A 13,433-nucleotide genomic window follows, 5' to 3' on the forward strand; every position below is an offset into this window, starting at 1 on the left:
TCCCGCGCTTAGCCAACGACCAGGTTCAGCAGTTTACCGGGCACGTAGATCACTTTACGTACGGTAACGCCATCGAGATACTTCGCCACCAGATGTTCCTGGCCAGCACGCTCGCGGACCTGCTCTTCGGTTGCATCAACCGGAACAGTGATTTTACCGCGAACTTTGCCGTTGACCTGAACGACGACCAGGGTGGTGTTTTCCACCATTGCGGATTCATCCGCCACCGGCCACGGTGCATTGTCGATATCGCCTTCGCCATTCAGCTCCTGCCACAGGGTAAAGCTGGCGTGAGGGGTGAACGGGTTCAGCATACGGACAACCGCCAGCAGCGCTTCACGCATTAAGGCACGATCCTGCTCGCCTTCCTGCGGGGCTTTCGCCAGCTTGTTCATCAATTCCATAATAGCCGCAATTGCGGTATTGAAGGTCTGACGGCGACCAATATCATCGGTCACTTTAGCAATAGTTTTATGAACATCACGGCGTAGCGCCTGCTGATCTTCAGTCAGTGCTGCGGTATCCAGTGCCGGTGCTTCGCCCTGAGAAGTGTGCTCGTAAACCAGCTTCCAGACACGCTTCAGGAAGCGGTTAGCGCCTTCAACGCCGGACTCCTGCCACTCGAGAGTCATGTCTGCCGGGGAGGCAAACATCATGAACAGACGCACGGTATCGGCACCGTAACGCTCAACCATCACCTGCGGGTCAATGCCGTTGTTTTTGGACTTCGACATTTTGCTCATGCCGGTATACACCAGCTCGTGACCTGCGGCATCTTTCGCCTTAACGATACGGCCTTTCTCGTCGCGCTCAACGATGGCATCAACCGGAGAGACCCAGTTACGCTCGCCGTTCACGCCCACATAGTAGAACGCATCCGCCAGCACCATACCCTGACACAGCAGCTGTTTGGCTGGCTCGTCAGAGTTCACCAGGCCCGCATCGCGCATCAGCTTGTGGAAGAAGCGGAAGTAGAGCAGGTGCATGATGGCGTGTTCGATCCCGCCGATGTAGATGTCGACCGGCAGCCAGTAGTTTGCTGCATCGGAATCCAGCATGCCTTCCTGATACTGCGGACAGGTATAGCGCGCGTAGTACCAGGAGGACTCCATAAAGGTGTCGAAGGTGTCGGTTTCACGCAGCGCAGGCATGCCGTTCACGGTGGTCTTCGCCCACTCAGGATCGGCTTTGATCGGGCTGGTGATGCCGTCCATAACCACGTCTTCCGGCAGGATCACCGGGAGCTGATCTTCCGGGGTTGGCAGAACGGTGCCATCTTCCAGGGTGACCATCGGGATTGGCGCGCCCCAGTAACGCTGACGGGAAACGCCCCAGTCGCGCAGACGGTAGTTAACTTTACGCTCGCCAACGCCCAGTGCGGCCAGTTTGTCAGCAATAGCGTTAAAGCCCTCTTCGAAGCTCAGGCCGCTGAATTCGCCAGAGTTGAACAGGGTGCCTTTTTCGGTCAGCGCCTGTTCGGACAGGTCCGGCTCAGAGCCGTCTGCCGCGAGGATAACCGGTTTGATCGCCAGGCTGTATTTGGTGGCAAATTCGTAGTCGCGCTGATCGTGACCCGGAACGGCCATCACCGCGCCCGTACCGTACTCCATCAGTACGAAGTTGGCTGCCCAGACCGGGATCGCTTCGCCGGTCAGCGGGTGCGTGGCGTAGAAACCGGTAGCAACGCCTTTCTTCTCCATGGTCGCCATATCGGCTTCGGCCATTTTGGTGTTGCGGCATTCGTCGATGAAGGCAGCCAGTTCCGGATTGTTCTCTGCCGCTTTCTGCGCCAGCGGGTGACCTGCGGCCACGGCCAGATAGGTCGCACCCATAAAGGTGTCCGGGCGGGTGGTGTAAACGGTCAGTTTCTGATCGTAGTTCTCAACGTTGAAGGTGATTTCCACCCCTTCAGAACGGCCGATCCAGTTGCGCTGCATGGTTTTCACGGTATCTGGCCAGTGATCCAGATTATCCAGATCGCTCAGCAGTTCGTCAGCGTAAGCGGTGATTTTGATAAACCACTGCGGGATCTCTTTACGCTCAACCTTGGTGTCGCAGCGCCAGCAGCAGCCGTCGATAACCTGTTCGTTCGCGAGAACGGTCTGATCGTTCGGGCACCAGTTAACGGCGGAGGTCTTCTTGTAGACCAGCCCTTTTTTGTACAGTTCGGTGAAGAACTTCTGCTCCCAGCGGTAGTATTCCGGGGTGCAGGTCGCCAGCTCGCGGCTCCAGTCATAGCCAAAGCCCAGCATCTTGAGCTGGTTTTTCATGTAGGCGATGTTGTCGTAGGTCCATGGCGCCGGTGCGGTGTTGTTTTTTACCGCAGCGCCTTCAGCTGGCAGGCCGAACGCATCCCAGCCGATCGGCTGCAGGACGTTTTTACCCAGCATGCGCTGATAGCGGGCGATCACATCACCGATGGTGTAGTTACGCACGTGGCCCATGTGTAGTCGGCCAGAAGGATAGGGAAGCATCGACAGGCAGTAATACTTCTCTTTGCTCTCGTCTTCGGTGACTTCAAAAGTGCGCTTCTCGTCCCAGTGTTGCTGGACTTTCGATTCTATCTCTTCCGGGCGGTATTGCTCTTGCATGGCAGCCAGTGGTCCTGTGTTCAATACAGCTACAAACGTAGCCAATGGATGTGGTAATTCAGATCCGCATAGCATAGCCCAAACGCCCGCGTCAAAACAGCCTTTACCTCAAAAGCGCCTTGCAGGAATTTACGCAGAGTGTGGATGACCTGACAAAGCGGGGCGCAAATAAGGTCTATCATTAGAGAGAGTTACTTACCCAGGAGGCAAATGATGAACAAGGTTGCTCAATTTTACCGTGAACTGGTCGCCACATTAACCGAACGTCTGCGTAATGGTGAGCGTGATATTGATGCGCTCGTCGAGCAGGCGCGCCTGAGGGTGACGCAGACGGGTGAGTTAACACGTACTGAAGTGGAAGAGGTGACCCGGGCGGTGCGCCGCGATCTGGAAGAGTTCGCCCGCAGCTACGAAGAGAGTCAGGATGAGGTCGCCGACAGCGTCTTTATGCGGGTGATTAAGGAGAGTCTGTGGCAGGAGCTGGCGGATATCACCGATAAAACGCAGCTGGAGTGGCGCGAGGTATTCCAGGATCTCAATCATCATGGGGTGTATCACAGTGGAGAAGTGGTTGGGCTGGGTAATCTGGTTTGCGAGAATTGCCATTTTCATCTGGCGATCTATACGCCGGATGTCCTGCCGGCCTGCCCGAAGTGCGGGCACGATCAGTTCCAGCGTCGCCCCTTTGAGCCCTGAAATAACGCTGGCGTAGCTGCCGCCAGCGTTATCTGAACCGGCACGGTGAATGCGCTGTGCCGGTTTCTGTTGCGCGCTATTTAGTATTAATTTCAGTCGCTTTAAAGGCCTGTGAGCCGCCCATATTGTTGGCGTATTTCTGCTTAGAGTTCAGAACCAACTTATTGGCGGACAGGCTGCCAGCTCCACAGGTTTTTAAGTTGAGGAAACCACATTTGTAACCTCCATTTACTACCTGCGTCGCGTCCAGCGTCATCGTCTGGGCCGCTTTCATGGTGCCCTGGTTAGTAATCTTGCCCTGGTTTTGCGTGTTGATGGTCAGGTCGCCCTTCGATTCAAGCAGCCCGGTGTTGAGCAGGTCTTTCTGGGTCAGAATATTCAACGTCCCGCCGATGATATTACCGGTATTGGTGGTGACATAGTTATCGAAGTTCATGTCGGCACTATTTCCACGAATGCTGCCACCATTGCTCAGCCAGTGGCTATGAGCGGTTAAGGACTTACCCACTTCCAGCATGCTTCCATAGTCTGTAATCAGGCTGCCGTTGGTGGCCAGTGCGATATCGTTACCAGAGATGATACCGGCGTTAGTAATTTCACCTGACGTCAGACTGCCATTTTTCGCTGCCTGAACTTGTGCAGTGGTGTAACCATAAATATCGCCGGTGACTTTAAGCGTGTCGCCGCCGAAACTGACGGACGTATTTTGCGCACGCAGAGAACCGCCGTGGTCGACATTGCCAAGTACGTTGACCGAGGCCTGGTTATCCGAACCTAACCAGGAGCCATAAGCGGTAGTCAGATTGCCGCCGGTGTTCACTGCCAGGGACTGGGCTGCATGGATTGTCCCTTTATTTTCCATGTTACCGGAGGCAGAAACGGCCATTGACCCGGTGTTGCTGATCTCGCCAGTGTTAACAAGATTGCTCAGGGTATTGAGCATGGCGATGTTTTTGGTGGAAATGGTGCCTGAATTATTCAGTTCCCCAGCGGAAACCATCTGGGTCACGAAACCTTTGCCAACGATTTGGCCTTCGTTAATCAGGGAGCCATTGCTGCTCATCGCGAGGGTAGAATTGGCGATAATCGCACCTTTATTGCGTACGCCAAAGCCCAAATTATTGCCGATCATGGTGATGCTGTTTGCTTTCACTCCACCCAGCATGCTGATATCGATGCTGTACTCCGGCATCAGAAGGTGCTTCAGGCTGGCCGATTTTTGGTGAGAGGTCAGTTTTCCTGTGCTGTTGTCAAAAGTAAAATTACCCCCGCCAATAATGGCGTTGGCGGCAGTGATGGTACCGTTGATATTGATGGCATCGGCCAGAATTACCGCATAGTTATTCGCCGCGTCCATTCCATCCTTACCGATGGTAATGTTGCCGCCAGTCACGTCATAGCTGCTGATGGCGCCGGTATCGCTAAAGTTCACTTTGCCGGTCGTCAGAACGGCTTTGTTGGTGTTGATGAAGCTGCAGCCTGAGCAGGTGATACCGTTTGGGTTAGCGATAACCACATCGGCTTTTTGCCCACCGACTTCAATAAAGCCCTGCAATGAACTGGATTTGTTGGAGATGACTTCATTTAAGATCACTGACGCACTGCCGTTGGTCAGGTTGTTATTTTTAGCGATATTGCCCAACGTATTATGGGTATAATTACTGCCGTTGTTGTTGAGTATCATCCCCTTGCTGCCAACATTAAATTCGCGATACATATTATGCGATACCCCGGCAGCGTTTGGTGCCTCAATATCGATAATTTGCCTACCCGTCTGGTGAGTATAAATCGTGGGGTCGGCATAGACAAATGAAGACGTTAACGCGGTTGCAAATGCAACATAAGAAAGTTTGAATTTAAACATTAATTTATTCCTTTAAATAATACGAATCTGTAACGGTATTGAAAGAAGTTGAATGATTTGATTAGTGTTAATACCTCCACTGCAATGAAAAGCCCATATTGAATGCCTGCGAATGAAACGCATCTGGTTTTATTACTGGTGTACCGATAAAAATATCATATTGCGTTGAGAATTTTTCTCCACGCAATCCTGCAACGGCCCCGGATAATACTTTTCCCTGATTATATTGTTCACTTCCCGTCAGCCTGCCAATGTCCAGACCGGTATAAAATTGTTGACTGGTCGACGGAATATCCCAGATGAAATCGTTACGCCAGTACCAGCCCTGGTTACCGGACAATGTCCTTTCGCCATCGAAGCCACGTATGGTCCAGCGGTTGCCAATATTCATTTTATTATCCGTAGATAACAGGTCCGGACTGAACTGCGCACTGATTTGTGGAGCATAGGTAAATGAATCACCCGTCGCCGCAAATTTCATATAAGCCTGGAGTTCGGCATGCAGCACACGCGCTTGCTTATCATACAAGCCCGCTTTTTCTTCTGGAGTGGCTGAGGAGCTTAGCCAGGGCAATCTGTTTTGCATGCCCACCGAGGCCTCAACGACTTTATTGGCAAAGTAGCGCTGGTGGCGAAGCGTGACATCCCAGGCCGGGTTTTGCTTGCGCATAACGCGAAGTTCGCTGCCGCCAAAATAGTAACGTGAACGATTTTTGAAAATTTTCGCATCGAGGCTGGTTTTCTGCGTGCGGGTGTGTGTGAGCAAGCGCGTCACGGTCGCGCTGTAGTAGCGATTTTTACTCTCATAATCCGTTGTAGACCACCGTCCCCGAAACTGCTGAAGATACTCGCTCTGCGCAGCGTACAGGCTCAGATTCCAGTAGCCAAAGGGGATGGAGTAATAAATACTGCTATTTTTATTACCTTCATTGTGCTGGTTGAACTCAACGTCGCCGCCGCCCGCAACGTACAGAATGTCATTGAGCGACGCCATGTCATACAGGTAGAGCGCACCGCCGCCCAGATAACGCCCACTGGACCGGCTGCCCGCATCATTCAGCCATGCGCTAACCTGCCAGGGCTTTCCCATTTTTCGGGTCAGACGGATGTCTGTTTCGCTGAAGTTTTGCCCGGGTACCAGTTGCATATGGGCAGAGGATCCCGGGAGACGTTGCAGGTTTGCCATTCCCTGTTCGAGGTCGGGCAGGCGCAGAATATCGTCGCGGGAAAAGGGCAGCGAATTCCACAATGTGGTTCTTGTCACCGGTTCATCGGCGGAATAGGCGATGTGACCAATTTTTCCATAGGTCAGGGTCAGCCGTAATATGCCATTATCCAGGGACTGAGAGGGAACATCAATGAGCGAGGTAATATACCCTTTGGCAATTAATTCATTTTGCATTGTGCGGGCCAGTAAACGGATCCCTTCAATCCCAAGACATTTTGATTTCGCCTGAAAGATTATTTTTTTCAGCAGTCGCTGAGTCAGTTCATTATTCTCTGACTCAACATTAATTTCGTTGATGTATTTACAGTTATTCTCTTCGGGAAAAATTATTTTCTCCTCTGCGGAATTAATCTGAGAGGGCTGATATTGTTGTTGCTGGGGAGTAAGCGAGGCTTCACGAGCCCGATCCTGTTCAGCCTGGTTGCTAACAGGATGCGCCGTGCTGGCATTAGCATTATGACAAAGCGTAATAAAAATAATACAACCGGCAATCAAGCCGCTGTTACTGATTGACATGAAGCAATATCCATTTTGTTTCATTGGGCAGGTTATCATCTCTGCTTCTGAACATATGAATATCCTTCTCAAAATGTAAACAGATGCAGCGCCGCCACATTAACGCGACAGCGTTAATTTGAACAATAAAAACTATCTTAAGAATAAGTAAATAGCCCGGGCAAACTTGACGGAGAAGAACCAGGGGGGATAGGGTGAAAGGTTAACGAAAAGCAGTTTCTTAAGCCAGGCTCATATTCTCATTTAAAGATGAATTTGTATCTCAATTCGTGGATATCTGACTTTGACCGATGCGTTTTTCTTCAGTTGGAACACGCCCCTGCATTCAGGGGCGTGGGGGCTAGCTGTAAAATTTCAATCGCTCAGCCAGTAAATCAACAAAGGCTTCACGATCGATATCCGTCATGACCGTCGTATTCGGCGTATTGCCGGTCAGGAAATAATAATCGACCACCGTCATTCCCTGGGTATATTTTCCCTGCGTCTCAATGCCGACCCAGCGATCCACCGTGGTGAAGATCGCCGGTTTCAGCAGCCAGGCGATGGTGCAGGGATCGTGCAGCGGCGCGCCCTGGAAGCCCCACTTCTCGGTTTTGTGGTACTCCATAAAGAAGTCAAGCAGCTCCGCGACCGTGGCCGCCACCGGGTTGCCGATCCGCCGAAAACGCTCGATATCTTCCGCCATAATTTGCGCCCGATGGGTCACGTCCAGACCGGCCATCACCACCGGAATGCCGGACTGGAAGACGATTTCAGCCGCTTCAGGATCGACAAAGATGTTGAATTCAGCCGCGGGTGTCCAGTTACCCAGCCCCATGGCACCGCCCATGATCACAATCCGGGCGATTTTAGCATGCAGCTCCGGGTGGCTATTCAGCAGCAGGGCGACGTTAGTTTGTGGGCCGGTAGCCACCAGCGTTACCGCTTCGGGGCTTTCGCGCAGTACTTTTGCCATCAGCTCTACGGCAGTGCAATCCAGCGGGGCAAAGCCCGGCTCGGGCAGGGCGGGGCCGTCAAGGCCGCTTTCCCCGTGGACGTTATCGGCAATAATCAGGTCGCGCATCAGGGGCTTGATTGCCCCGCCGGCCACCGGAATATCGCTGCGTTTCAGCAGGGTCAGCATCCGCAGCGTGTTGCGCAGGGTTTTGTCCGGGGTCTGGTTTCCGGCAGAAGAGGTTACCGCTCTGAGTTCCAGTTCGGGTGAGGCAAGGGCCAGGACGAGTGCGATCGCGTCATCATGACCCGGGTCGCAATCAAGAATAATCGGTAGTGCCATAGCGTTCTCCGTTCACAGCATATGTGTGACAAGGTTAACGCTGTCATTGCTAATCGACGAGAAGAAGGGGTGTGAAACGTGAACAGGTGCGCAATCTGAGCGATTGCGCACCGGGGAGATTAATGCAGGATTTTGGCGAGGAAGTCTTTGGCGCGTTCGGATTGCGGGTTATTAAAGAACTCTTCTTTTGCAGAGTCCTCCACGATTTTACCCTCATCCATAAAGATCACGCGGTTTGCGACTTTACGCGCAAAGCCCATTTCGTGAGTGACCACCATCATGGTCATACCTTCCTGCGCCAGTTGAACCATAACATCCAGCACTTCATTGATCATCTCCGGGTCAAGTGCGGAGGTTGGCTCATCAAAAAGCATCGCTACCGGGTCCATACAGAGCGCACGGGCAATCGCCACACGCTGCTGCTGACCACCGGAGAGCTGCGCCGGGAACTTATCGGCATGGGCGGAGAGGCCCACGCGCTCCAGCAGTTTCAGCCCCTTCTCGCGTGCGGCCGCCTTATCGCGCTTGAGGACCTTCACCTGCGCCAGGGTCAGGTTCTCAATGATTGACAGATGCGGAAAGAGTTCGAAATGCTGGAACACCATCCCGACGTTAGAACGCAGCTTCGCCAGGTTGGTTTTCTTGTCATTTACTTTGGTGCCGTTGACGATAATCTCGCCCTGCTGCACTGGCTCGAGGCCGTTCACGGTTTTGATAAGCGTGGATTTTCCCGAGCCGGACGGCCCGCAAACTACCACTACCTCACCTTTTTTCACTTCCGTAGAGCAGTCGGTCAGCACCTGAAAGTGCCCATACCATTTAGAAACATTTTTCAGGGAAATCATTACACTGTCCTTTTCTTCAGCCAGCTGACCAACAGCGACGCGCTTAAACTAATTGCAAAATAGACCGCACCTGCGAAGAGGATCATCTCAACCTGAGTCCCATCGCGCTCGCCGATGGTGGAGGCGGTGCGGAAGAAGTCTGCCAGGCTCAACACATAAACCAGAGAGGTATCCTGGAACAGCACGATACCCTGGGTCAGCAGCAGCGGAACCATGGCGCGGAACGCCTGCGGCAGAATGATAAGCTTCATCGACTGCCAGTGGGTCATGCCTAACGCCAGGGCAGCGCTGGACTGCCCGCGGGAGATACTCTGGATCCCGGCGCGGATAATCTCTGAATAGTACGCCGCCTCAAACATCGAGAAGGCCACCATCGCCGAGATCAGGCGGATATCGGACTTCGGCGACAGACCAAGCACATCCTGCAGCAGGCCCGGTACGATCAGGTAGAACCACAGCAGCACCATTACCAGCGGGATGGAGCGAAACACGTTGACGTAGGCAGTAGCAAACCAGGCGACAGGCTTAAAACTCGACAGGCGCATCACCGCCAGCAGGGTGCCCCAGACTATCCCGATAATGACCGCCGTCAGGGTGATCTTCAGGGTGATGATCAGACCATCAATCAGGTAGGGCAGGGAAGGAACAATGGAACTCCAGTCAAATTCGTACATTATTTGCCCCCCAGATTGCCCGGCAGGCGAACTTTACGTTCGACCAGGTTCATCACCAGCATAATCACAGCGTTAATCAGCACGTAGGCCAGGGTAATGGCGGTGAAGGATTCCCACGCGTGGGCGGAGTAATCCAGCAGTTTGCCCGCCTGCGCGGCCATATCAACCAGACCGATGGTGGAGGCGATGGCCGAGTTTTTCACCAGGTTCATCATCTCCGAGGTCATCGGCGGCACAATCACGCGATAGGCATTCGGCAGCAGCACATAGCGGTAGGCCTGGGGTAAGGTCAGACCCATCGCCAGGGCAGCATTTTTCTGTCCGCGGGGCAGGGACTGGATCGCGGCGCGCACCTGCTCGCACACGCGGGCGGCAGTGAACAGACCCAGGCATAGCATGGAAGAGACAAAGAACTGAACGTTAGGATCCAGTTCAGATTTGAACCACATGCCAATATCTTCCGGCAGCAGTTCCGGGATAACCAGATACCAGGTAAAGAACTGCACGATTAACGGAACGTTACGGAACAGTTCGACGTAGCAGGTTCCCAGCGAGGAGAGAAAACGGTTAGGCACGGTACGTAAAATACCGAACAGCGAGCCGACGAGGAAGGCGATGATCCAGGCGGTGATCGACAGTGCGACCGTGACCTGAAAACCGCTCCACAGCCAGCCAAGATAGGTGGTGTTGCCGAACGGGGCTTGCTGCAGGAAAATGCCCCAGTTCCAGTCGATTGACATAATAAACTCCAGAAAAAAAAGGGTAGCAGCGCTACCCTCGAAGATTGGTGAGAAGCTTTAATGTTCGCGCTGAGTGGGGAACGACCACTCAACGTTTAGTCTGTCCGCGCTTCCCGACAATCGAGAGGGCAGGAGGTCCCGCCCCTTAATGGTTCTAATTAGTTAAGTGCTTTGTCATTCGGTTCTTTAAACAGAGCCTTCATGTCATCAGACAGCTCAAAGTTCATGTTCAGATTTTTTGGTGGGATTGGGTTCTTGAACCACTTATCGAACCATTTTTCCGCGTCGCCGGAGGTCTGAACCTGAGCGATGGTGTCATCGACCAGTTTCTTAAATTCCGCGTCGTCTTTACGCATCATGCAGCCATAGGCTTCTTTGGATTGCGCGGTGCCGACGATTTCCCAGTTGTCCGGTTTCTTCGCTTTCGCACGCTCACCGGCCAGCAGGGCATCATCCATCATAAACGCAACGGCGCGGCCGCTTTCCAGGGTACGGAAAGAGTCGCCGTGGTCTTTGGCGCTGATGATGCGCATGTCCATTTTCTTCTCTTCGTTCAGCTTGTGCAGCAGCACTTCAGAGGTGGTACCGGAGGTCACGACTACCGCTTTGCCTTTCAGGTCTGCGAAGTCTTTAATCTCGCCGCCTTTTTTGGTCAGCAGACGGGTACCGACCACGAAGATGGTATCGGAGAAGGCCGCCTGTTTCTGACGCTCAAGGTTGTTGGTGGTGGAGCCGCACTCAAAATCGAAGGTGCCGTTTTGCAGCAGCGGGATACGGTTTTGTGAAGTGATTGGGATCAGCTTCACTTCCAGGTCCGGTTTATTAAGCTTTTTCTTCACCGCGTCAACGATCGCGTTGGAGTAAGCCTGAGAGTAACCCACGACTTTTTGCGTGTTGTCGTAGTATGAGAACGGAACAGAGGATTCACGGTGGCCGACCACAATCACGCCGTTTTTGGCGATTTTTTCCAGCGTACCGCCCGCTGCCGGGGCAGCATCTTCGGCGTGCACGACGCCCGCGGACAATCCCATTACCAGCATTGCTGTGGCCAGTTTACGTAATTGCATATCCAACTCCTTTTTTATCAACGTCAGGTGCGCATTGATATTCGGTGTGATGTTGTTATAACTCGCGCGATACGAGTGCAGTGTTATACGTGTTTGTTAACATTTAGTTTGGCTTAATGTAAAGATTTTGCTGCGTTATTGTTTATTTTTGCGAAGCGCGCCGCACCATTCAGAGGCATAAATCTGCCGTTGCACCGTTTCGGTGCTACCGGTGAACAATGCTGGTGCGACCGGGTTGCACGTTAAGCCAAATCGCGTTTGCGTGAATAAACAAAGCAATAGGCGTGCCAGAGTTGGGGAGAGTGGGGAATTGCCCGGCGGCGCTTTGCTTGCCGGGCCTACAAACGTAGGCCGGGTAAGGCGAAGCCGCCACCCGGCAACAGAGGGGAAATGTTACTTACGACGCTGACGAAGGCTCATCAGCACGGCGCCAAAGCCGAACAGCGCGGTCAGGATCCACAGCGGCCAGTTGCCGGTACGAGCGTAAGGCGTCAGCCCGGTCGTTGGCGTGACCTTTGCAGTCAGCACGTCGCGGGTAAACTGCGGCAGCATGGCCTGAATTTCACCCTGCGGGCCAATCACCGCCGTAATGCCATTGTTGGTACTGCGCAGCAGCGGACGCGCCAGCTCCAGGGAGCGCATGCGCGCCATCTGGAAGTGCTGCCACGGGCCGATCGACTTACCGAACCAGGCATCGTTAGAGATGGTCAGGAGATAGTCGGTATTGGGACGGAAATTATCCCGCACCTGCTCACCGAGGATGATCTCGTAGCAAATGGCGGCGGTCAGCAGGAAGCCGTGGGCGCTCAGCTGAGGCTGAACGTAGGAGCCCCGGCTAAACGAGGACATCGGCAAATCGAAGAACGGCGCCAGCGGACGCAGAATCGACTCCAGCGGCACAAACTCACCAAAGGGCACCAGGTGGTTTTTGTTGTAGCGGTTGGTCGACTCGTAGCTGTACGGGTTGTCTTTTCCCAGCGTGATGATGGTGTTGTAGGTGTCGTAACGGTTTTGCTTGTTCAGACGCGCATCCACAATACCGGTGATCAGGGTGGTGTCACGGGCGCGCAGCAGATCGTCCATCATGGCGAGAAAACGCTGCTGGTTGATCTCCAGATCCGGGATCGCCGACTCCGGCCAGATAATCAACTGGGATTTACCCATCTCTTTCTGGGTGGCATCCAGATAAATTTTCAGGGTATTGATCAACTGACCTTCATCCCATTTCAGCGACTGGGGAATATTGCCCTGCACCATCGACACCTGGGTGGCGCGTTCCGGCTCAAGGGTAAACCACTGGATATAACGCAGTGGGAAAGGCAGGGCAAAGAGGATCAGCGCCGCCGCCAGCGGACGCCAGTTGCGCTGTACCAGCGCCAGTACCAGCAGGCCGCTCACCACCATCAGCAGGAAGTTGATCGCCTCGACGCCCATTACCGGCGCCAGCCCTTTCAGCGGTCCGTCGATCTGGCTGTAGCCAAACTGCAGCCAGGGGAAGCCGGTCAGCACCCAGCCGCGCAGGAATTCGCTGCACTGCCAGACTACCGGGGCGGCAATCGCCACCCGCAGCCAGCTGGTTTTCGGCCACAGGCGCGACAGAATACCGGCAAACAGACCGGTATAGAGCGAGAGGTACGCCGCCAGCAGCACCACGAGGAAGATATTCACCGGTCCCGGCATGCCGCCAAATTGCGCGATACTGACGTAAACCCAGTTAATACCGGAGCCAAACAGGCCCAGTCCCCAGAAATAGCCAATCGCCGCCGCCTGTACAGGACGTCGGTTCAGGGTCAGCCCCTGAAGTCCCATCAGGGAGAGCAGGGCCGCAGGCCAGAAGTCATAAGGGGAAAAAGCCAGCGTACCGCTGGCTCCGAGGATCAGCGCCAGCAGCAGACGTACGCGCTGGCGTTCAAGCAGTGGGGCAAATGCCATTTAA

10 protein-coding genes are annotated in these 13,433 nt (G+C 53.8%); 1 reads left to right on the plus strand and 9 read right to left on the minus strand.

Annotated elements, in window-relative coordinates; translation table 11 throughout:
- Window positions 1-8: 8 nt before the first annotated feature.
- The gene (gene leuS / locus ES815_RS15830; RefSeq protein WP_142488674.1) at window positions 9-2,591 is read right to left on the minus strand and encodes a leucine--tRNA ligase; all 2,583 of its coding nucleotides are present in this window, start codon (window positions 2,589-2,591) and stop codon (window positions 9-11) included.
- Window positions 2,592-2,804: 213 nt separating this feature from the next.
- Here leuS and ES815_RS15835 point away from each other — a divergent pair, with 213 nt between their 5' ends.
- Window positions 2,805-3,287 carry a zinc ribbon-containing protein gene (locus ES815_RS15835; protein ID WP_142488675.1) on the plus strand — a complete coding sequence of 161 codons (483 nt, stop codon included), beginning with the start codon at window positions 2,805-2,807 and terminating at the stop codon, window positions 3,285-3,287.
- A gap of 76 nt (window positions 3,288-3,363) precedes the next feature.
- Here ES815_RS15835 and ES815_RS15840 read toward each other — a convergent pair whose 3' ends face one another.
- From ES815_RS15840 to lnt, 8 genes are all read right to left on the minus strand, one after another.
- The gene (locus ES815_RS15840) at window positions 3,364-5,151 is read right to left on the minus strand and encodes a filamentous hemagglutinin N-terminal domain-containing protein (RefSeq protein ID WP_142488676.1); all 1,788 of its coding nucleotides are present in this window, start codon (window positions 5,149-5,151) and stop codon (window positions 3,364-3,366) included.
- A 67-nt stretch (window positions 5,152-5,218) separates the two neighbouring features.
- Window positions 5,219-6,895, minus strand: a complete 1,677-nt coding sequence (locus tag ES815_RS15845; RefSeq protein WP_142488677.1) for a ShlB/FhaC/HecB family hemolysin secretion/activation protein — start codon at window positions 6,893-6,895, stop codon at window positions 5,219-5,221.
- A 340-nt stretch (window positions 6,896-7,235) separates the two neighbouring features.
- Window positions 7,236-8,171, minus strand: coding sequence for a pyrimidine-specific ribonucleoside hydrolase RihA (gene rihA, locus ES815_RS15850; RefSeq protein ID WP_142488678.1), 936 nt, complete (start codon window positions 8,169-8,171; stop codon window positions 7,236-7,238).
- A gap of 119 nt (window positions 8,172-8,290) precedes the next feature.
- Window positions 8,291-9,016 (minus strand): amino acid ABC transporter ATP-binding protein, encoded by a 726-nt coding sequence (locus ES815_RS15855; RefSeq protein ID WP_103823591.1) that lies wholly within the window; start codon window positions 9,014-9,016, stop codon window positions 8,291-8,293.
- The gene (gene gltK / locus ES815_RS15860) at window positions 9,016-9,690 is read right to left on the minus strand and encodes a glutamate/aspartate ABC transporter permease GltK (protein ID WP_142488679.1); all 675 of its coding nucleotides are present in this window, start codon (window positions 9,688-9,690) and stop codon (window positions 9,016-9,018) included. The genes ES815_RS15855 and gltK overlap by 1 nt, the downstream gene beginning before the upstream one ends.
- Complete coding sequence (gene gltJ, locus ES815_RS15865; protein ID WP_142488680.1) at window positions 9,690-10,430, minus strand: glutamate/aspartate ABC transporter permease GltJ; 741 nt, start codon at window positions 10,428-10,430, stop codon at window positions 9,690-9,692. The genes gltK and gltJ overlap by 1 nt, the downstream gene beginning before the upstream one ends.
- A 158-nt stretch (window positions 10,431-10,588) precedes the next feature.
- Window positions 10,589-11,497: an amino acid ABC transporter substrate-binding protein gene (locus tag ES815_RS15870; protein WP_185902340.1), complete on the minus strand. Its 909-nt coding sequence runs from the start codon at window positions 11,495-11,497 to the stop codon at window positions 10,589-10,591.
- Between the two features lie 393 nt (window positions 11,498-11,890).
- Window positions 11,891-13,429 (minus strand): apolipoprotein N-acyltransferase, encoded by a 1,539-nt coding sequence (gene lnt, locus ES815_RS15880; protein ID WP_142488682.1) that lies wholly within the window; start codon window positions 13,427-13,429, stop codon window positions 11,891-11,893.
- Window positions 13,430-13,433: the final 4 nt, after the last annotated feature.

Source organism: Leclercia adecarboxylata (assembly GCF_006874705.1).
GTDB classification, from domain to species: Bacteria; Pseudomonadota; Gammaproteobacteria; order Enterobacterales; family Enterobacteriaceae; genus Enterobacter; species Enterobacter adecarboxylatus_C.

Excerpts from the sequence above, each read along its gene's own strand:
- leuS (WP_142488674.1), bottom strand. The coding sequence starts at position 2,591 with ATGCAAGAGCAATACCGCCCGGAAGAGATAGAATCGAAAGTCCAGCAA.
- ES815_RS15835 (WP_142488675.1), top strand. The coding sequence starts at position 2,805 with ATGAACAAGGTTGCTCAATTTTACCGTGAACTGGTCGCCACATTAACC.
- ES815_RS15840 (WP_142488676.1), bottom strand. The coding sequence starts at position 5,151 with ATGTTTAAATTCAAACTTTCTTATGTTGCATTTGCAACCGCGTTAACG.
- ES815_RS15845 (WP_142488677.1), bottom strand. The coding sequence starts at position 6,895 with ATGTCAATCAGTAACAGCGGCTTGATTGCCGGTTGTATTATTTTTATT.
- rihA (WP_142488678.1), bottom strand. The coding sequence starts at position 8,171 with ATGGCACTACCGATTATTCTTGATTGCGACCCGGGTCATGATGACGCG.
- ES815_RS15855 (WP_103823591.1), bottom strand. The coding sequence starts at position 9,016 with ATGATTTCCCTGAAAAATGTTTCTAAATGGTATGGGCACTTTCAGGTG.
- gltK (WP_142488679.1), bottom strand. The coding sequence starts at position 9,690 with ATGTACGAATTTGACTGGAGTTCCATTGTTCCTTCCCTGCCCTACCTG.
- gltJ (WP_142488680.1), bottom strand. The coding sequence starts at position 10,430 with ATGTCAATCGACTGGAACTGGGGCATTTTCCTGCAGCAAGCCCCGTTC.
- ES815_RS15870 (WP_185902340.1), bottom strand. The coding sequence starts at position 11,497 with ATGCAATTACGTAAACTGGCCACAGCAATGCTGGTAATGGGATTGTCC.
- lnt (WP_142488682.1), bottom strand. The coding sequence starts at position 13,429 with ATGGCATTTGCCCCACTGCTTGAACGCCAGCGCGTACGTCTGCTGCTG.